The 19,241-nt window shown below is 63.8% G+C and carries 15 protein-coding genes; 12 read left to right on the forward strand and 3 right to left on the reverse strand.

The window, feature by feature from the left end; genetic code table 11:
* Positions 1-203 precede the first annotated feature (203 nt).
* The 5 genes from AADX97_RS23675 to moaA all read left to right on the forward strand — a co-directional run bounded on the left by AADX97_RS23675 (position 204) and on the right by moaA (position 7,441).
* The gene (locus tag AADX97_RS23675) at positions 204-2,687 is read left to right on the forward strand and encodes a molybdopterin-dependent oxidoreductase (RefSeq protein ID WP_374236675.1); all 2,484 of its coding nucleotides are present in this window, start codon (positions 204-206) and stop codon (positions 2,685-2,687) included.
* A gap of 209 nt (positions 2,688-2,896) precedes the next feature.
* A complete protein-coding gene (locus AADX97_RS23680) occupies positions 2,897-3,661 on the forward strand; it encodes a 4Fe-4S dicluster domain-containing protein (protein ID WP_374236674.1) in 765 nt (254 codons plus the stop codon).
* Positions 3,662-3,804: 143 nt separating this feature from the next.
* Positions 3,805-4,959, forward strand: a complete 1,155-nt coding sequence (gene nrfD / locus AADX97_RS23685; protein ID WP_374236673.1) for an NrfD/PsrC family molybdoenzyme membrane anchor subunit — start codon at positions 3,805-3,807, stop codon at positions 4,957-4,959.
* A 183-nt stretch (positions 4,960-5,142) separates the two neighbouring features.
* Entirely contained in the window at positions 5,143-5,988 is an 846-nt protein-coding gene (locus AADX97_RS23690; protein ID WP_374236672.1) for a molecular chaperone, read from the forward strand.
* 466 nt (positions 5,989-6,454) lie between these two features.
* Positions 6,455-7,441 carry a GTP 3',8-cyclase MoaA gene (gene moaA / locus AADX97_RS23695; protein ID WP_374236671.1) on the forward strand — a complete coding sequence of 329 codons (987 nt, stop codon included), beginning with the start codon at positions 6,455-6,457 and terminating at the stop codon, positions 7,439-7,441.
* 126 nt (positions 7,442-7,567) lie between these two features.
* Here the strand turns inward: moaA and AADX97_RS23700 are convergent, their stop codons facing one another.
* Together AADX97_RS23700 and AADX97_RS23705 are read right to left on the reverse strand one after the other, a co-directional pair.
* Positions 7,568-7,825 (reverse strand): hypothetical protein, encoded by a 258-nt coding sequence (locus AADX97_RS23700; RefSeq protein WP_374238609.1) that lies wholly within the window; start codon positions 7,823-7,825, stop codon positions 7,568-7,570.
* A gap of 2 nt (positions 7,826-7,827) precedes the next feature.
* Positions 7,828-8,001 (reverse strand): hypothetical protein, encoded by a 174-nt coding sequence (locus AADX97_RS23705; protein WP_374236670.1) that lies wholly within the window; start codon positions 7,999-8,001, stop codon positions 7,828-7,830.
* A gap of 324 nt (positions 8,002-8,325) precedes the next feature.
* On the opposite strand from AADX97_RS23705, the gene AADX97_RS23710 reads away from it, so the two are divergent.
* The 5 genes from AADX97_RS23710 (at position 8,326) to AADX97_RS23730 (ending at position 12,537) form a co-directional block, all read left to right on the forward strand.
* Positions 8,326-9,273, forward strand: coding sequence for a sulfurtransferase (locus AADX97_RS23710; protein WP_374236669.1), 948 nt, complete (start codon positions 8,326-8,328; stop codon positions 9,271-9,273).
* A 34-nt stretch (positions 9,274-9,307) separates the two neighbouring features.
* Entirely contained in the window at positions 9,308-9,814 is a 507-nt protein-coding gene (locus AADX97_RS23715) for a hypothetical protein (protein WP_374236668.1), read from the forward strand.
* Positions 9,815-10,243: 429 nt separating this feature from the next.
* Entirely contained in the window at positions 10,244-11,389 is a 1,146-nt protein-coding gene (arsB, locus tag AADX97_RS23720; RefSeq protein ID WP_374236667.1) for an ACR3 family arsenite efflux transporter, read from the forward strand.
* 6 nt (positions 11,390-11,395) lie between these two features.
* Positions 11,396-11,836: a thioredoxin family protein gene (locus AADX97_RS23725; RefSeq protein ID WP_374236666.1), complete on the forward strand. Its 441-nt coding sequence runs from the start codon at positions 11,396-11,398 to the stop codon at positions 11,834-11,836.
* Positions 11,836-12,537, forward strand: a complete 702-nt coding sequence (locus tag AADX97_RS23730; RefSeq protein ID WP_374236665.1) for a cytochrome c biogenesis protein CcdA — start codon at positions 11,836-11,838, stop codon at positions 12,535-12,537. The genes AADX97_RS23725 and AADX97_RS23730 overlap by 1 nt, the downstream gene beginning before the upstream one ends.
* A 166-nt stretch (positions 12,538-12,703) precedes the next feature.
* Here the strand turns inward: AADX97_RS23730 and AADX97_RS23735 are convergent, their stop codons facing one another.
* Positions 12,704-14,284, reverse strand: a complete 1,581-nt coding sequence (locus tag AADX97_RS23735; RefSeq protein WP_374236664.1) for a peptide chain release factor 3 — start codon at positions 14,282-14,284, stop codon at positions 12,704-12,706.
* Between the two features lie 375 nt (positions 14,285-14,659).
* Between AADX97_RS23735 and rimI the strand changes: the two genes are divergently transcribed.
* Both rimI and nifJ read left to right on the forward strand, forming a co-directional pair.
* A complete protein-coding gene (gene rimI, locus AADX97_RS23740) occupies positions 14,660-15,136 on the forward strand; it encodes a ribosomal protein S18-alanine N-acetyltransferase (protein ID WP_374236663.1) in 477 nt (158 codons plus the stop codon).
* Between the two features lie 471 nt (positions 15,137-15,607).
* On the forward strand, positions 15,608-19,216 hold the full coding sequence (gene nifJ, locus AADX97_RS23745; protein WP_374236662.1) for a pyruvate:ferredoxin (flavodoxin) oxidoreductase: 3,609 nt from the start codon (positions 15,608-15,610) through the stop codon (positions 19,214-19,216).
* Positions 19,217-19,241 lie beyond the last annotated feature (25 nt).

Below are 19,241 nucleotides of genomic sequence, written 5' to 3' on the forward strand. Positions count from 1 at the left end.
TCGGCACTACAGGCGTTTTTGCACAAACCGCTTTCGCGTAATCAGATACTTAACCGACTAACCGGGGTCAAAATGGACCGAAAATCGCGAAATCCAGGGTCGAATAGTCGAAGTCGGGCTAGTAGCTGATAGCTGATAGCTGATAGCTGATAGCCGGAGGCTAACGAATCCCACCCAACAACAAAAACCAAAGGAGACCACCGATGGACATCCTGAGCACAGGACTCTCGCGCCGCCGCTTCCTGCAGGCCAGCGGCACGGCCGGCACCTTGGGCGCGGTCGGACTGGGCGGAGGCGCCCTGACCACGCTGCGCGAGGCCGAGGCGCAAGCGGCCACCACGCCCGGCGAGACCAAGATCACCAAAAACATCTGCCATCAGTGCCCGGCGCGTTGCGGCATCGATGTCTACACCACCGATGGACGCGTGCATGCCATCTACGGCAGCACCGAGCACCCCATCTCCAACGGCAAGCTCTGCCCCAAGGGGCCGCTCGGAACCTACATCCTCTACGATCCCGACCGCTTCAAGGGGCCGATGAAGCGCACCAACCCGAACAAGGGGCGCGACGAGGACCCCGGCTTCGTGCCCATCTCCTGGGAGGAGGCGCTCGACACGGTCGCCGAGCGGTTGAATACGCTGCGCGACAAGGGCGAGTCGCATCGGTTCGCACTTTGCTACGGCCGCGGCTGGGGCGCCTCCTGCGCCGGTTTGCAGGGCACCTTCGGAGAGCTCTATGGCTCGCCGAATGTCGCCATCGGTCACTCATCGATGTGCTCGGACGGCAGCATTCTGTCGAAAAAGGCGCTCGACGGGATCGGCAGCTACAACGCCTATGACTACGCCAACGCCAACATGCTCCTGATGTTCGGCGTCGGCTTCCTGGAAGCCTTCCGGCCCTACAACAACAACATGCAGATGTGGGGCTACATCCGCGGCGTGAAGGTGCCCAAGACCCGGATCACCGCCGTCGACATCCACATCAACACCACGCTCGCCGGCTCGGATCGGGCGCTCATGATCAAGCCCGGCACCGACGGCGCGCTGGCGCTGGCGATCGCCCATGTGATTCTCACCGAGGGACTCTGGGAGCGCGCGTTCGTCGGCGACTTCACGGACGGGGTGAATCGCTTCAAGACCGGCGAGACAGTCGATCCGGGCCTGTTCGAGGAGAAATGGGTCAAAGGCCTGGTCGACTGGTGGAACATCGAGCTCAAGGACCGCACCCCGGCCTGGGCCGCCGAGGTCACCGACCTCTACGAGCGCGACATCCTGGCCACCGCTCGCGAGTTCGGCACGACCCGGCCGAGCATCGCGCTCTTCGAGCGCGGCGCCCACGCCCATTCCAACGGCGTGCTGAACGGCATGACGATCCATGCGCTCAACGCCCTGGTCGGCTCCTTCTACGCCATGGGCGGACTCATGTATCAGATGGGTCCCTCGTACGGACCCATGCCGGTCGATGCGAAAGACTTCACCGACGACTATGCCGCGAACGGCCCCTGGAAGACGCAGCCGCGCATCGATCTGAAGGGTGACAAGGACGGCTATCTGCTCGCCAACAACATGCTTCAGGAACTCGGACCCAACTCGCTCGCGGGCAAGCCCTACAAGCTCGACACCGTCATGTTCTACCTGACCAACCCGATTTGGACCGCCCCCAACGGTCAGGTCTGGGAGGAGGCGCTCAAGGAGCTGTTCGTCATCGATACCTCGCCCTTCCCGGGCGAGTCGGCCATGTTCGCCGATCTGATCCTGCCCGATCACACCTATCTGGAGCGCCTGCAGGACGCACCGACCTACCCCTTCAAGGGCTGGCCGATGGCGCAGCTTCGGGTGCCGGCCGTCAAGCCGCTTTACGACACCCAGTACTACGGCGACACCCTGATCGAAATCGGCAAGCGCATCAAAGGACCGATGGGCGATTACTACAAGGCGCTCGACAACACCGAGAACGTCATCCGCCATCTGGCCAAGGGCTTCGCGACGGACCCGGGTGACAACGGGGTCAATGACTTCGAGAGCTGGAAGGAAAAGGGCGTCTGGTACAAGAAGCCCTACATCTATCGCTTCGTCGACGGCGACTTCTACACCTGGGACGGCCAGGACTACGCCACCCTCATGACCGAGGAGGAGGTGAAGGAAAACCTCTTCAAGACCGACTCGGGCAAGTTCGAGCTGCGTTCCGGTTGGCTCGAGTCCAATGCCGACTGGATTGCGCAGAAGACCGGGCGCGACCCGAGAAAGTTGATGTTCCCGCATTGGGAAGAGCCGGTCCATCCTGGCGGCGGTGACCTTTATATGGTCACGCCCAAGGTCGCGATGCATGCCGAGGGTCGCGGTGCGAATCTCCCCGTCGCCATCGCCAACCTGCAACCCGTGCTGGGCGGGAGCAAGACCGCCTACATCGAGATCAATCCGCAAACCGCGCGCGAGCGCGGCATCGCGAACGGCGCGAGGGTCCGCCTGACATCCGACCTCGGCAGTATCGAAGGCTATTGCAAGTATTACGAGGGCTGCCGGCCAGACACCATCGTTTACCCGATGGAGCACGGCCACTGGGCGATGGGCCGCTGGGCCAAGGATCGCCTGCCGGGGCATTGCGGCGAGATCACGGTCAATCAGTCCGACCGAATCACGGGCCAGTGCAGCTACTACACCACCAAGGTGAGCATCGCCCCTGCTTGAGCATTGAGCCGCGCCTGAGCGCAATCGTGGCGTTTGAGAGTCGAGCACTGTTCGGCGGGTATCAAAGACCTCTTCCGAGCGCGGCTCAAGACATTAAAAGAATCACTTGAATCGCGTCGCGCCGACGCCTCGGAGTGCATGCGAGACCGACCAAACGTTCGATGCTTTCCCGTCGCACCGAACGCGATTCAACAAACGAGGATTCAGAAATGGCGAAATGGGGAATGGTCATCGATCTGGACACGTGCACCGGCTGCCAAGCCTGCACGACGGCCTGCGCGATGGAGAACAACCGCCTGCCCGGCGAGAACTGGCAGGACGTGCTCTTCTATCACGAGGGCACCTATCCGAACGTGAAGCTGATGTGGTTCCCGCGACCCTGCATGCACTGCGAGAACCCCTCCTGCGTGTCGGTCTGCCCGACCAAGGCGACCTACAAGGATCCGGACGGCGGCTTCGTGCTGATGGACTACAACAAGTGCATCGGCTGCAAATACTGCCAGGTCGCCTGCCCGTACGGCGTGCGCTTCTATGTCGACGAGAAGGCGGTGGTGCAGCCGGATATCCGCGGGGTCTTCCCGAGCGAGGCGGGCCGCCAGTGGGATCCGCCCTACAAGGGTCCGCAGGATGATCCCTCGCGCGGGATCGGCATCCAGCCGCACGGCGTCGTCTCCAAGTGCACCTTCTGCTACCACAAGGTCAGCAAGGCGCCGAAGGGTGTGGCCGATCTCGACGAGGATATTCCGGAGCTCAAGGAGTACGTACCGGCCTGCGTGCGGGTCTGCGCCCCGAAGGCCCGCTTCTTCGGCGACCTGGATCAGCCCAACAGCAACGTTAACAAGATGATCGCGGACAAGCGCGGCGTGCGCCTGAAGGACGAGACCGGCAACAAACCGCAGGTCTACTACCTCTCGGGCGGCGCGACGGCCTCGGTGCCGTCGTTGCGCAGCATGAGCGATTCGGACAAGGGCTAAACCGCGTCCAGAGCGACATGCGTCATTTTCACTTTGTGTCGGGATTAGGGAGTCTTCCGAACCTCGTGGAGACGCGGTTTAGAATTTTAAATTTTTTAGAACTTTAGACCGCGCTGGGCGCGGTTTAAGGGGAGAAGATCACGATGACCAGCGTCACCGTTTCAAACAAAGAGATCACCGGCAAACAGCTCGGCATCATGCTGCTCGCCCTGATCGGGCTCGGCATTGCCGGCGGGATTGCCATCAGCAACCTGATGGCGGAGGGCCACGCGGCCTACAACAGCAGCAACCTCGGGCTCTTCTGGGGCTTTCCGATTGTGATCTACGACTATTTTCTGTTGACCTCCACGGGGCTGGCGATGATCGCCTCGATGGCCCTGCTCTTCGGCGGGGAGGACTTTCGCCCCATCGTTCGGCGCGCGCTCTGGCTGGCGCTGGCCGGCCTGATCGGCGGGGTCGCGGTCCTGATGATGGAGCTGGGCCATCCGCTGCGCGCACTTTGGGCGATCCCCTTCAGCTTCGCCTTCAGCTCGCCGCTCTATTGGAAGGTCATGGCGGTGAGCTTCTATGTCCTGTCGCTCCTGATCCTGCAGGTGCGAATGATGAAGCCGGATTGGCGCATGCAGGATCTGCGGATCAACGCGATGGTCACACTGGCGCTGGCACTCGGCGTCACGGCCATCGCAGGTGTCGTCTACGGCTCGCAAAGCTTTCGGCCCTTCTGGGCCTCGGGCGATATCCCGGTCGCCTTCATCTTCGAGTCGCTCCTGGGCGGGCTGGCCTTCATCATCTTCTTCACCTATCTCGCCTACGCCTTCAACGCGGCGGCGGTTCCGGCCAGCGTCAAACGACTCTTCAACGACCGCTTGTCAGGTCTGCTGGCCCTGGCGATCTTCATCCATCTTCTGTTCGTCCTCGCACGGATGAGCAGCGGCCTTTACGGGAATGCCGAGGGCCTGCAGGTCTGGCAGGCGATCGCAACCTCCCCGCTCTTCTTTGCCGAGATCTTCATCGGTCTGCTGTTGCCGCTCGTGCTGCTGGTGAATCCCGGCACGCGCACCCGCCCCTGGGCACAGATCCTCGCCGCGCTGCTGGTGATGAATGCACTGCTGATCTCGCGCTACGAATACATCATCGGCGGTCAGCTGGTACCGCTGTTCAAGGGGTCCTGGGCACCGGAGCTGCTGAGCTATGTCCCATCGCCCACCGAGTGGCTGCTCCTGCTGGTCGCCATCTTCCTGTCGAATGCGGTCAACGCCTTCGGGGAGGTGACCTTGCGTCTCGGGCGCGAGGGCTGATCCGGGTCGGTCGAGCTCGGTGCGCGTTGCCTCGGCACCGATGGGTTTCCAAGATCTCTCACGGAGACGCGGAGACAAAAGGCATGTGCTCGGCGCGTTCCGTGTCTCCGTGTCTCCGTGTCTCCGTGAGAGACGTTCCGCAAGTTTTTTGAGGTTGACCCTATGACGACCGATGCGATTCGCGTGAGCACATCCGAGTTTTTTCTCTGTCTGGCTCGAGCCTTCGCGATCCCGCAGGCTGCGGACAGCCTGGAGCTGCTTCGCGATGCCTTGCCGGACGACCTGGCCGAGCTGGCCTCGGACTGTGGCTACGAGATCGACGAACCACTGTCGGACTACCGGGCAGCGATCGCCGAGATCGCCGACACAGACCGCCTGTTGGTGATCTATTCGCGGCTCTTTCTGGTGCCGGGCGACCAGCACCCAAGCCTGAGCACGGGCGCCTATCTGGACGGCACGGTCGCCGGCGGCAGCGTCACCGCGATGGAGACCTGCTATCGGCGTTGCGGACTGGAGAAGGACGCGGCCCTGCAGGATCTGCCGGATCACCTTTCGATCCAGCTGGAGTTCTTGGCCCGATTGTTCGCCGCCGAGTCGCAGGCAAGCATCACCGGCGAGGCACCCCCGCCGATCGCGGCCAGCGAATTTCTTTCCAGTTTTGTCGCCCGGTGGATCGTCCCCTTCCGCGCCGACCTCGAAGAGGCGGGCCGTCGATTCAAGCTGGCCGACAACCCCTATCGGCATCTTGCGCGGATCCTCGAGAGCGCCGTTCGGGCCGAGGTTACGCTGAATCCGATCGAGGCGGCGCCCGCCCCGGCTATCGATCCCGAGATCGCACGCCTGCGCAGCCAGCTCGCCGGCAAAGCCATCACCGAAGAGGATCTGGCAATCATCCGGGCACGTCTGGAGGCCGACGGTCTACCCAGCGATCATGTGGCGATCCCGGTCGACGACCGCGACCGTCTCATGGGGCTCTCGACCATGGTCCCGCCGGCCGCACCGTCGCATCGGATGGCGTCTCCCGGCTGAGCACCGGCGAGCACGGCTCCGCGGCGAGCGCGCTTCGGAACCATGCGGTCGCGGAAGCTGCCGATCGTCCTCGTCGCGTGCCTGACCAGCACCGCGCTGCGCGCCGAGCTGTCCGGCTTGCTGGTCACTCCGGCCATCGTGGCACGTGGCGCAGAGCGCCAGGGGCATGCGTGACACTGCAGAGCGGGTGTCACGAGCGACTGATGATTTGTTGCCGGCTCATGTGCTCGTCCAGCACGGAAGATGGGTTGAAACCGTTCGTTGTCGTTGTCGTTTTCGACCATCGATGCCGCTCCGACCACGACAACGACAACGATAATGATCTCGGACAGTCTCGGATCTCTGCACGGCTTCACGACCGACATAACGCGAATCTTGCCTGGACCAACCCCACTATGCGAAGAACGCTGTTGACCTGCGCAGCTCGACACCTGACCCCAAACCTCGAGTCTCATCGGATCACCGCATGAACGACCAGACCCTCACCGATCCCTATGGCCGACGCATCGCCTACCTGCGCCTGTCCGTCACCGACCGCTGCGACCTGCGCTGCGGCTATTGCCTGCCGAAAGGCTTCAAGGGGTTCGAGGAGCCCGAGCACTGGCTCAGGTTCGAGGAAATCACCCGCGTGGTCGGTGCCTTCACCGCGCTGGGGGTGGGCCGTGTGCGCATCACCGGCGGCGAGCCGCTGGTGCGGCGCAATCTGCCCGAGCTGGCCGCCGGGCTGTCGGCGCTACCCGGCCTGGATGATCTCTCCATCTCCAGCAACTGCACCCGCATGGAGTCGCTCGCCGAGCCGCTCTATCGTGCCGGCGTGCGCCGGCTCAATGTCAGCCTCGACAGCCTGCGCCCCGAGGTCTTCAAGCAGGTCACCGGCGGGGATCTGGACAAGGTGCTGCGCGGCATCGCGGCGGCACGTGAAGTCGGCTTCGCACCCATCCGCGTCAATACCGTCGCGATGCGCGGTGTGAACGACGAGGAGATCGAGGACATCCTCGGCTACTGCGCGGACAACGGCTTCACGCTACGCCTGATCGAGACCATGCCGATGGGCGCGACCGGTCAAGCCGCGCGGGATCAGTATCTCGATCTCCAGACGGTGCGTCGCCGCTTGGAGCAGCATTTCACCTTGATCCCGGACATCCTTCCGGGCGGCGGCCCGGCGCGCTACTTCCGCCTCGGCGCGACCGAGACCCGGATCGGCTTCATCACCCCGATCTCGCAGCACTTCTGCGAAACCTGCAACCGGGTGCGCCTCACGGTCGACGGCACCCTCTATCTGTGTCTCGGTCAGGAGAGCAGCTACGCGCTGCGGCCGCTGCTGCGCGACGGAATCGGGGATGACGAACTGCTTGAGCATCTGAAACAGGCCATCGCACTGAAACCCGAGCGCCATGAGTTCAACGAGCGCCCTGAGAAGGTCATCCGGTTTATGTCGATGACGGGCGGATGAATCCCGGACGCGTTCCAGATTGCTGGCTGCCTGCTCGACGGCCGAGGGCTGTCGCTATCCGTGATGCGTCACCGGCAGCCCTGCGCGAATCCTCATGTCCGCCGTTTCGCTCGACGAATCACCGGGTCACCTTGGGTTCGCCGCCCCCACGTGCGATCGGGTATGATCGTGCGCAATGAAAGACGCAATCCAGCCGTTGCCCGAGTTCCTGACCGCGGCGCTCGCGTCCTTCGCGAGCTTGCCGACGAAGGCTTGCTGGAGCGATCGCGCACTCATCTCCGCCTCGTCGGCGCTCGCCCGGGCGACTGAAGCCTGGTCGACCCCCGTGCCGCCCCGCCATCGGCTCGACAACACTACCGGAAAACACTGTTGTCGTGTCGACATGGTTACTCCGTATCTTTGGTCTTGGTGAACAAACCAAGCTCATATTCCAAGTTGTAGTGTCCGAAGACCAGATTCGCCTCGCGAAGCAGCTCCTCGAACAGGTCTCGGGGATCCTCGCCCGCCTCGATGCGATGGTCCACCAGGGTCTGTAGCACCTCTTTGAAACTCTTCTTCATCGTATTCTCCGCAGGGATTGTTTTCTTTGACAGATTGCTTCCACAGGCCCTCATGGTCCGAGTATAGGCCAAGCCACGGAACGCGCCGCACAGCTACGCGGCCGCCGAAGCCGCGTATGAGACCGAATCTAAATCATGTCCCCTATCCGCCTCCCCTGCTAGGTTCGTAGCGCTCGGCATCCTGCGAGCATCAAGAACGCAATACACAAGGGGATAGAACCGATGAGACACTTCTCCAGCCTCGCCCTGCCCGGGTCGGCGCATAGAATGTGTCCGGCCCGCAACACCACCCGACGAATCAACACGCCATCAGAGGAGACTGTCATGTCGCACAGGCTGTATCGGGCACTCCTGCCAATCGGGTTCGCCGCGCTGCTCGCGTTGGCGATCGCGCCCACCCAAGCGCTCGCCAATCCGGACTTCCTGGTCGATGCCGACTGGCTCGCGGACGCGTTGGACGACGACAACACGATCGTTCTTGAGGTGCGCTATCACCCACATCGGTACTTCACCGTCGGCCACATCCCCGGCGCGGTCCAGGTCCAGCGCTTCAAGGATCTCGGCGACAACGACGCGAGCCCGATCATGCGCTTTCCCTCCCGCGAGACCTTCCAGGAGACTCTGCGCCGTTGGGGCGTCAACGACGACTCGACACTCGTGATCTATGACGATTCCAGCACGGCGCTGGCGGCACGACTCTGTTTCCTGCTCGACCTCTACGGCTTCGACATGGACCGGGTGAAGGTCCTCAACGGCGGGACCACGGAATGGACAGGCTTCAACGAGCTGGAGACGGAGCCGACGCCCCCGAAAGCCCCCGGCACGGTGACCCTGAAGGACGCCGACCCGGCGCTCTTCATCGAATGGCCCGCCGTCTATGACGATGTCGTCTCGCGCCGCGATCCAGGGGTGGTCCTGCTCGACGCGCGCCCGACCGACATGTACACCGGCGAGGTCATCCGGCACTCGATCATGGGCGGCCACATTCCGGGGGCCATCAATGTCGTGAGTCTCGACGGCGTCGATGGACAGACCGGCAAATGGCGCAGCGACGAAAGCCTCGCCGCACTCTATGCCGGCATCCCCAAGGACAAGCGGATCTATGTCTACTGCCACGACGGCTTCCGGATGGGCCTGGCCTATCTGCAGCTCAAGCATCTCGGCTACGAGGACGTGCGGCTCTACAACGGCGGCTGGTCGCACTGGGGCAACGAGCTGACCCTGCCGGTCGTCGAGGGTCCCGAGCCTTACGGCGGCGACTTTGCGCTCTAATCATCGGCACAGCGTCGGCGGCCGATGGATCGGCTTGCTGACGCTGGTTTGCGCACCTGCGGCAGCACTGGGTCTGCAGGCCACGGAGGTCGCAAACGGGATCTACGCACTGGTCGGACCTACCGAGAATCGCACCTACGACAACTATGCCATCAATGCCAACCTGGGCTTTATCGTCACCCCCGAGGGCGTGGTCCTGGTCGACAGCGGCGCGACGGTCCAATCAGGACCGCTGATCGAGCAAGCGCACAGCCGAATCCGCGCCTGGCGCGACACCTTTCACGCGATGGAGGCGTTGGAGCCGAAGGTCGTCGTCCCCGGACACGGCAACCCGGCTGATCTCGCCAAGGCCAAGCGCGACACCGGTGACTATCTGGATTGGCTGGTGCGGGAGGTCGAGGGCGCACTCGGCAACTGGGAACCGATCGACGAGACGGTCGAACGGCTGGCCGAGGCACCGGACTTCGCGCATCTGGAGCATTTCGAAGGCTGGAATCAGCGCAACCTCAACCAGACCTATCTACAGTTGGAGGCCGAGTAGCCGGCGGTTCGCTCGATGGGCCTCGTTTACTGGACCGGCCACCCGAGCCTTAAGCGAATTCCGGAAACCTTCATGCCACGGGCGTAGGTTGTGCCGAGCCGTGCGAGGCACAACCAACCGTCGGCGCAAGTTGTGCTTCCTATCGTCAGCACAACCTACGGGTATGGACGTTTGCAGAAATCGCCTTAAAGTGGCTCGTGACATCCGCACCGCGGTGTCACGCATGCCTCGCGGCGCTCCGCGCCACGTGCCACTGAGGCCGAATCCTTGAACGAGGCCCGCTCGACGGTCTCACGCTTGTCGCTGATCCCACGCGTCGGCATCCAGTTTCCCATATATACGAATCACCGGATATGATCCTCGACAGCACGCGCGCCGATCCGGATCCCGGCCCGGCGCGCCCTTCTCGAGTCCAACTGCGAGGGCATCATGAGCAGCCAATGCGAAACCACCGGCAAACACGCCGCGGGCGAACCCATGGGGTTCTTCGAACGGTATCTGACCCTCTGGGTCTTCCTCTGCATCCTAATCGGCATCGGTCTGGGACACCTGGCGCCCGGAGCCTTCCATGTGGTCGCGGCAGTCGAGGTCGCACAGATCAACCTGCCGGTGGCGGTGCTCATCTGGCTGATGATCATCCCGATGCTGCTGAAGATCGACCTGAAGGCGCTCAAGGGCGTGACCGAGCACTGGCGCGGGGTCGGCGTCACGCTATTCATCAACTGGGGCGTGAAACCCTTCTCGATGGCCCTGCTGGCCTGGCTCTTCATCGGCTGGCTGTTCCGGCCCTATCTGCCGCCCGAGCAGGTCGATTCCTATATCGCCGGGCTGATCCTGTTGGCCGCCGCGCCCTGCACGGCCATGGTCTTCGTCTGGAGTAACCTGTCGCGCGGCGAGCCGCATTTCACCCTGACCCAGGTCGCGCTGAACGACGTCATCATGGTGTTCGCCTTCGCGCCGATCGTCGGACTCCTGCTCGGGTTGGCCGCGATCACGGTGCCCTGGGACACCCTGCTGTTGTCGGTGCTGCTTTACATCGTGGTGCCGCTGATCATCGCGAATGTCTGGCGTACGGTTCTCCTGAAACAGGACCCGAGCGGCGAGATGCTGCGCCGGGTGATGGCGTTTATTCAGCCGCTCTCGCTGATCGCCCTTCTGACCACGCTGGTCCTGCTGTTCGGCTTCCAGGGCGAGCAGATCATCGCCCAGCCGCTGATCATCGCCCTGTTGGCGGTGCCGATCCTGATCCAGGTCTTCTTCAACTCGGGACTCGCCTATCTTCTCAACCGCGCGGTGCGCTCCCCGCACTGCGTGGCGGGGCCCTCCGCCCTGATCGGCGCGAGCAACTTCTTCGAGCTGGCCGTGGCCACGGCCATCGCGCTCTTCGGCTTCAACTCGGGGGCCGCACTCGCGACCGTCGTCGGGGTGCTGATCGAGGTCCCGGTGATGCTGCTCGTGGTCCATGTCGTGGTGCGCACCCAAGGCTGGTACGAGTCGCGCACGGGGATTCCAACCTACGCCGAGTGCTGCCCGCCGGTCGCGGCCTCGCCCGCACGCACCGGCTCGGCCGGTTGAGGGGCGATGATGGAGACCTTCACACGCCTTCTTCCCGCCCTCGCCGTCCTGATCCTGGTGCTCGCCGGCGCCGGACTCTATCGCTGGCTCGGCAGTCCCTCCGGTACAACCCCGATCCCGCGGGCGACCGAGATCACCGCCGACGGTCGGCCCGTCCTGGTCGAGCTGGGCTCCACCTCCTGCGCGAGCTGCGTCGCCATGCATCGCGTGCTCGACGAGCTTCAATCCAGCCACGGTGATCGCCTGCAGCTGGTCTCCATCAACATCCTGGAGCAGCCGGAGCTGGTGCGTCTCTGGAAGGTGATGGCGATTCCGACCCAGGTCTTCCTCGACGGAGAGGGACGCGAGCTCGGGCGACACATCGGGTTTATCTCGGCGGACGCCATCCGTGAGCGCTTTGCGGCGGCCGGGCTGCCGCTCGGCCCGGCTGCTGCGGACGACTCCTGATGGAGTGGCTCGCACACCTGTCGCAGGCGTTGTCCGGCGCCGCCTGGTTGGCGGCGCTGGCGGCACTCGCCTGGGGCTTTGCGAGCATCTGGCTCAGCCCTTGTCATCTGGCCGGCATACCGCTGCTGGTCGGCTATCTGGCGGGCACGCCCGCGCCGAGCCGGGAGCGTGCGCGCCGCGAGTCGCTCATCATCTTGGCCTTCGCACTGGGTGTGCTGATCAGCCTGGTCCCGCTCGGCGCCGCAACCCTCTGGCTCGGGCGCATCGCCGGCGATGTCGGGGTCTCAAGTAATTATCTGGTCGCCGCCCTCTGTCTCCTGGCCGGACTCTATCTCCTGGACTGGCTGCCGATTACCTGGCGCGGCGGCCTGCCCCAACCCAAGTCCAGGGGACCGACCACCGCCCTGCTGCTCGGATTGATCTTCGGTCTGGCCCTGGGTCCCTGTGCCTTTGCCTGGATCGCGCCGCTGCTGGGCGTGGTGTGGATGCAGTCCGCCGAGGGGCTGGTGGCCTTGCCGCTCCTCCTGCTCGTCCTCTTCGCCTTGGGACACTGCGGCGGCGTCCTGCTCGCGGCCGGCTCTCTGCACGGCGTTCAACGCTGGCTCGATACCCTGGGACGGGTCCGCGGCTTCGGATACGGACGGACCGCTTGCGGTGTCCTGCTGTTGGTCGCGGCCGGATACCTGATCGCGAGCGCCTGAGCGGCACCGTCCGCACAACAACAGGGTCCGCACAGCGGACCCTAGGGTCGCATGCTGCGCCGGATTGCGCTCCGCCCAAAAACCACAGTATGGGGTCCGCTGCGCGGACCATTAGTGGCTCACTCGAAGCGAGGAGCGCACCGATCGCACGCCGACCGCAACCCGATTACAGCTCGCGCGTTGCAAGAAACCGCACATCGGGCCAGCGCTCTTGGGCCAGATCCAGGTTGACCCGAGTCGGCGCCAGATAGACCAACTGGTCGTCGCCGTCCAGTGCGAGGTTCTCGTAGTTCTTCTCCTTGAATTGCTCGAGCCGTTTCGAGTCCTCGCAGACGACCCAGCGCGCGGTCTTGACGTTGGCGGGCTCGAACAGTGCCTCGACGCCGTACTCGTCTTTGAGGCGATAAGCGGCGACATCGAACTGCAGAATGCCGACGGCACCCAGGATCATGTCGTTGTTCTTGAGCGGCCTGAAGACCTGGGTCGCGCCCTCCTCGGAAAGCTGAACCACGCCCTTTTGCAGGGCCTTCATCCGCAGCGGGTCCTTCAGCACGACGCGTCGGAACAACTCCGGGGCGAAGTACGGGATGCCGCCGTATTTCAGCTCCTCGCCCTCGCTGAAGGTATCGCCGATCTGGATCGTGCCGTGGTTGTGCAACCCGATGATGTCGCCCGGCCAAGCCTCTTCCACGTGGCGACGCTCGTCGGCCTGGAAGGTGATGGCGTTCGCGACCTGAATGGACTTGCCGATGCGCACGTGCCGCATCTTCATGCCCTTCTTGTAGCTACCCGAGCAGACGCGCAGAAAGGCCACGCGGTCACGATGGGCCGGGTCCATGTTCGCCTGGATCTTGAAGACAAAGCCGGTGAAGGCGTCCTCGGCCGGTTCCACCGGACGTTGCAAGGTCGCGCGAGGACGCGGCGGCGGTGCGTACTCGACGAAGGCATCGAGCAGCTCGCGAACCCCGAAGTTGTTGATCGCCGAGCCGAAGAACACCGGGGTCTGCCGACCTGCGATGTAGGCCTCGAGGTCAAGCGGATGGCTCGCACCCTGGACCAGCTCCATCTCGATGCGCAACTCGTCGGCCTGATCGCCGAGCATCGCGTCCATCCGCGGGTTATCGAGACCCTGGATGATCTCGCCTTCGGTGATACGCCCGCCGTGCTGAGCGCTGAAGAGATGGGTGCGATCGAAGCGCAGGTCGTAGACGCCTTTGAAACGTTTGCCCATCCCGATCGGCCATGTAACGGGCGCGCATTGGATTTTGAGGATATTCTCGACCTCGTCGAGCACCTCGATGGCGTCGCGGCCCTCGCGGTCGAGCTTGTTGATGAAGGTCAGGATCGGGGTGTCGCGCAGCCGGCAGACCTCCATTAGTTTGATGGTTCGCTCCTCGACGCCTTTGGCGACGTCGATGACCATCAGGGCCGAATCGACCGCGGTCAGGGTGCGATAGGTGTCCTCCGAGAAATCCTGGTGTCCGGGGGTGTCGAGCAGGTTGACGATGCTCTCGCCATAGGGAAACTGCATCACCGAAGAGGTGACGGAGATGCCGCGCTCCTTCTCAAGTTCCATCCAATCCGAGGTCGCATGCCGAGCCGCCTTGCGCCCCTTCACCGTCCCCGCGAGCTGGATGGCACCCCCGAACAGCAGCAACTTCTCGGTCAGGGTGGTCTTGCCGGCGTCCGGGTGGGAGATGATGGCGAAGGTACGACGCCGGTGGAGTTGTTCTTGGAGCTCGCTCATGGGGGATCTTTGCAGTCTCGGCTGCGTGCGACTAAACCAAGGAATTATAGACTTGAAGAGCCCGCTGTTCACCTGGAGCGCGCGTTATCCTTTCCACCTATCAGTTGATGTCGGCACCCTGGCTCCAGCTCGACATGCCTCTCACGGAGACGCGGAGGGCACGGAGAATCTAAGATCTTCCATGCGCACGCTCCATGTCTTAGCGTCTCCGTGTCTCCGTGAGAGTCAAAAACTGACCCTTGCCAAGCGCGTTAGCGGGTCAGCCTGACGCTCCGGGCGGTATACTCTTGGGTCAGTATGTACGCCACGGCGCAGCACCATCACCCGGAACAGACGATTCGAGCCGATCAGACGATGCAAGAAGCCCGTTCGACGATGCAAAAAGCCCGCGCCGAGCCCGCCCTTCCGCTCGCCCTGCGCCTCAGAGCCATGAGCGAGCAGGATGTCAAGACCGTTTGCGCAGCCGATCGCGCCGCTTACGAGCATCCGTGGACGGAAGGCATTTTTCGCGACTGTCTGCGGGTCGGCTACTCCTGCTGGGTGGGCGAGCTCGAAGGTGAGATCGTCGCCCATGCCGCGATGGCGGTCGCCGTCGGCGAGTGTCACATTCTCAATCTCTGCATTCATCCCGACTGGCAAGGCCGAGGGCTCGGCCGCCGCCTGCTCCGCCATTTGATGACGTTCGCACGCACGCGGCGGGCGGACAGCGCCTTCCTCGAGGTGCGCGCTTCAAACAGCCGTGCCCGCGCGCTCTACGCCTCCGAGGGATTCTGCGAGATCGGCCTACGGCCCGGCTATTACCCCGCCACCAAGGGGCGCGAAGACGCGGTCGTGCTGGCGCGCGCGTTGTAGATCGCGCTGACGACAGGAAGCACAACACAGCCCTGCGCCGGCGCTGGTGGACTGAGCTACGCTCGTCCCCTACGGCTCCGATCAGCGACGCCGCCCGGTTCCGCTCTTCGGTGTCACGTGCACATTAGACCGACCGCCCAAACCGTCAGTCGCTTGTGACACCCGCTCTGCGGTTTCACGCATGCCTCATGGCGCTGCGCGACCCGTGCCGAGATGGCCGGAGCAAGCGCGAACCCCGAGATGGGCACCAAAAGGGTGCGGAGAATACCGACCTGATTCGGATCATGCCGGGGTCGATTCGCTTGAACGCGCTCGAAATCGACGGTCAATCCATCCGCGTTTCGGGCTATAGTTGACGCCGTTACTCGGCTCCCGTCTCGCATCGGGCTGCGCTTGCCGCCGAGTCGGAGTACAGCGCAGCCCCTCCGCGTTGCCGGTCTAACCTACCCTATTCATCCGGGGATCGCTCTGATGTCGCAAAAGCTCATGGTAACCGTCGACGGCAACGAGGCCGTGGCCTACGTCGCTCACTTGACCAACGAAGTCATCGCCATCTATCCCATCACGCCGTCCTCGAACATGGGCGAATGGGCGGACGAGTGGTCGTCGCTCGGGATTCCGAATCTTTGGGGTACGATCCCCGATGTCGTGGAGATGCAGAGCGAGGCCGGCGCGGCCGGCGCGATCCACGGGGCACTACAGGGCGGCTCGCTGGCGACGACCTTTACGGCCTCGCAGGGTCTGCTGCTGATGATCCCGAACATGTACAAGATCGCCGGCGAGCTGAGCCCGACGGTCTTTCATGTCTCGGCGCGTTCGCTTGCGGCACAGGGTCTGTCGATCTTCGGCGATCATTCGGACGTCATGGCTTGCCGCGCGACCGGCTATGCCATGTTCTGCTCGGCCTCCGTCCAGGAGGCCATGGATTTTGCGCTCATCGCGCAGGCCGCGACCCTGGAAAGCCGCGTCCCCTTCCTGCACTTCTTCGATGGGTTCAGAACCTCGCACGAGGTCACCAAGATCGAGCAGGTCTCGCACGAGACGATCCGCGCACTGATCGACGAGGAGCTGGTGAGCGCCTGCCGCGCGCGCGCACTCAATCCCGATCATCCAGTGATCCGCGGCACCTCGCAGAATCCGGACGTCTATTTCCAAGGACGCGAGACCGTCAACCCCTATTACGACGCCGTTCCCGGCATCGTGCAGCGCATCATGGATCGCTTCGCCGCGCTCACCGGCCGTCAGTACGGGCTCTTCGAGTATCTCGGCGCACCGGATGCGGAACGTGTGATTCTGCTGATGGGCTCGGGGATCGGCGCCGCTCAGGAAGCGGTGGAGCATCTCGTGGACCACGGCGAGAAGGTCGGCCTGATCAAGATCCGGCTCTACCGCCCCTTCGATGCAGGCGCCCTCCTTTCGGCTATTCCGGTCACCGCGACGCATCTGGCCGTGCTGGATCGCTGCAAAGAGCCGGGCGCCGACGGCGAGCCGCTGTACAAGGACGTTGTCACCGCGCTGGCCCAAGCCTTCGCCGACGGCCGTGTCGCCACCATGCCGCGCGTGGTCGGCGGGCGCTACGGGCTCTCGTCCAAAGAGTTCACCCCGGCCATGGTCAAGGGCATCTTCGACGAGTTGGCGGCGCCCAAGCCCAAAAACCCCTTCACGGTCGGCATCATCGACGACGTCGGCCACACTAGCCTGGCTTGGGATCCGGACTTCAAACCGGCGGCGATGGCTGGCGTCACGGCCTGCGTCTTCTTCGGCTTGGGCTCGGACGGCACCGTCTCGGCCAACAAGAACTCGATCAAGATCATCAGCGAAGAGACGCCCAACTTCGGTCAGGGCTACTTCGAGTACGACTCCAAGAAGGCCGGTGCCGTCACCATCAGTCATCTGCGATTCGGCCCGAAACCGATCAACAGCACCTACCTGATCGGCGAGAACGAAGCGAGCTTCGTCGCCTGTCATCAGCCGACCTTCCTGACGCGTTTCGACATGCTCGATCATGCGCGTCCGGGTGCTGTATTCCTCCTGAACTCGCACACGCCGCCCGACCGAATCTGGGACGAGCTCCCGCGCAAGATGCAGCAGGCGATCATCGACAAGGGTCTCGACTTCTACGTGATCGACGCCTACGGGATCGCGGGCGTCACCGGTATGGGCCGGCGCATCAACACCATTATGCAGACCTGCTTCTTCGCCATTTCGGGCATCCTGCCCAAGGACGAGGCAATCGACCACATCAAACACGCGGTCGAGAAGACCTACGGGAAAAAGGGTCAGAGTCTGTTGGAGCGCAACTACAAGGCGATCGATGCCGCACTCGCCGGGCTGCATCAGGTCAGCGTCCCGGCTCAACCCACCAGCGCCTTCGAGCGCCCTCCGGTGGTGCCGATCTCCGCCCCCGACTTCGTGCGCAATGTGACCGCCACGCTGATTGCCGGCAAAGGCAACAGTCTGCCGGTCAGTCTGATGCCGGCCGACGGCACCTGGCCGACCGGCACGACCCGCTACGAGAAGCGCAACATCGCCCTCGAGCTGCCGAAATGGGAGGACGACCTCTGCACCCATTGCGGCAAATGCCCGCTGGTCTGCCCCCATGCCGCCATCCGCGCCAAGGTCTATCCGGTCGCGCTCACGGACGCGGCGCCGGCGAGCTTCCAGCACGTCCAGATCAAGGGCAAAGACTTCCCGGCCGATCATCACATCACCTATCAGGTCGCCCCGGACGACTGCACCGGCTGCGGTCTCTGCGTCGAGGTCTGCCCGATCCGCGATCGCAAGGACCCCAACCGCAAGGCGCTCAACATGGTGCCGGCCGAGCAGACGCACGCCGTCGAGCAGGCCAACTGGGACTTCTTCCTGACCCTACCGGAATACGATCGCACCAAGCTCGACGGCACCAAGATCAAGCACGCCATGATGCTTGAGCCGCTGTTTGAGTTCTCCGGCGCCTGCGTGGGCTGCGGCGAGACACCCTACGTCAAGCTCGCGACCCAGTTGTTCGGCGACCGCATGCTGATCGGCAACGCCACCGGCTGCTCCTCGATCTACGGCGGCAACCTGCCGACGACCCCCTACACCACCAACACCGAGGGCCGAGGACCGGCGTGGAACAACTCGCTGTTCGAAGACAACGCCGAGTTCGGAATGGGCTTGCGGCTCGCCATCGATAAACAGGCGGCCCATGCCCGCGAGATCATCAAGCGGCTCGCACCCAAGATCGGCGAGGATCTGGCCGAGGGCCTGCTCACGGCCGACCAGTCCGACGAGGCCGGGATCTTCGAGCAGCGCGAGCGCGTGCTCGCGCTCAAGGAGAAGCTCAAGGGCATCCCGGACCTGGACGCACGGACCCTCGAGGCCATCTGCGACCAGATCGTCAAACGCAGCGTCTGGATCATCGGCGGCGACGGCTGGGCCTACGACATCGGCTACGGCGGCGTTGATCACGTCCTCGCCAGCGGGCGGAATGTGAACCTCTTGATCCTGGATACGGAGGTCTATTCCAACACCGGCGGCCAGACCTCCAAGGCGACCCCGATGGGTGCGGTCGCGAAGTTCTCCGCCGCCGGCAAGTCGACCTTCAAGAAGGACCTCGCCATGATGGCGATGGCCTACGAGAACGTCTATGTCGCCCAGGTCGCCTTCGGTGCCAAGGACGTGCAGACGGTTCGCGCCTTTATCGAGGCCGAATCCTTCGACGGTCCCTCGGTCATCATCTGTTACTCGCCCTGCATCGCGCACGGCGTGGACCTGTCCAAAAACCTGCGTCAGCAGGACATGGCGGTCAACTCGGGACACTGGGGCCTATTCAGGTTCGACCCGCGCCGGCTCGCCGCGGGCGAGAATCCGTTGCACATCGACAGCAAGCCGCCGAGCATCCCGTATCGCGACTTCGTCTCCTCTGAAACCCGCTTCAGCGTCCTCACCCGAACCCATCCGGAGGCCGCCGAGCGCTATCTGCAACTCGCCCAGAAGCACGTCCAGACCCGCTTCACGCTCTACGAGCAGTTGGCGCAGCTAGCCGTACAGAAGGCACCCGCGCCGGCCCAGAAGCCGACCGCGCCCAAGGAGAGCTGACACGCGCATGCAGGCGCATCGGGGC

The sequence above is a fragment of the Thiocapsa sp. C2-2m genome (assembly GCF_041903745.1).
Taxonomy (GTDB): Bacteria; Pseudomonadota; Gammaproteobacteria; order Chromatiales; family Chromatiaceae; genus Thiocapsa; species Thiocapsa roseilacustris.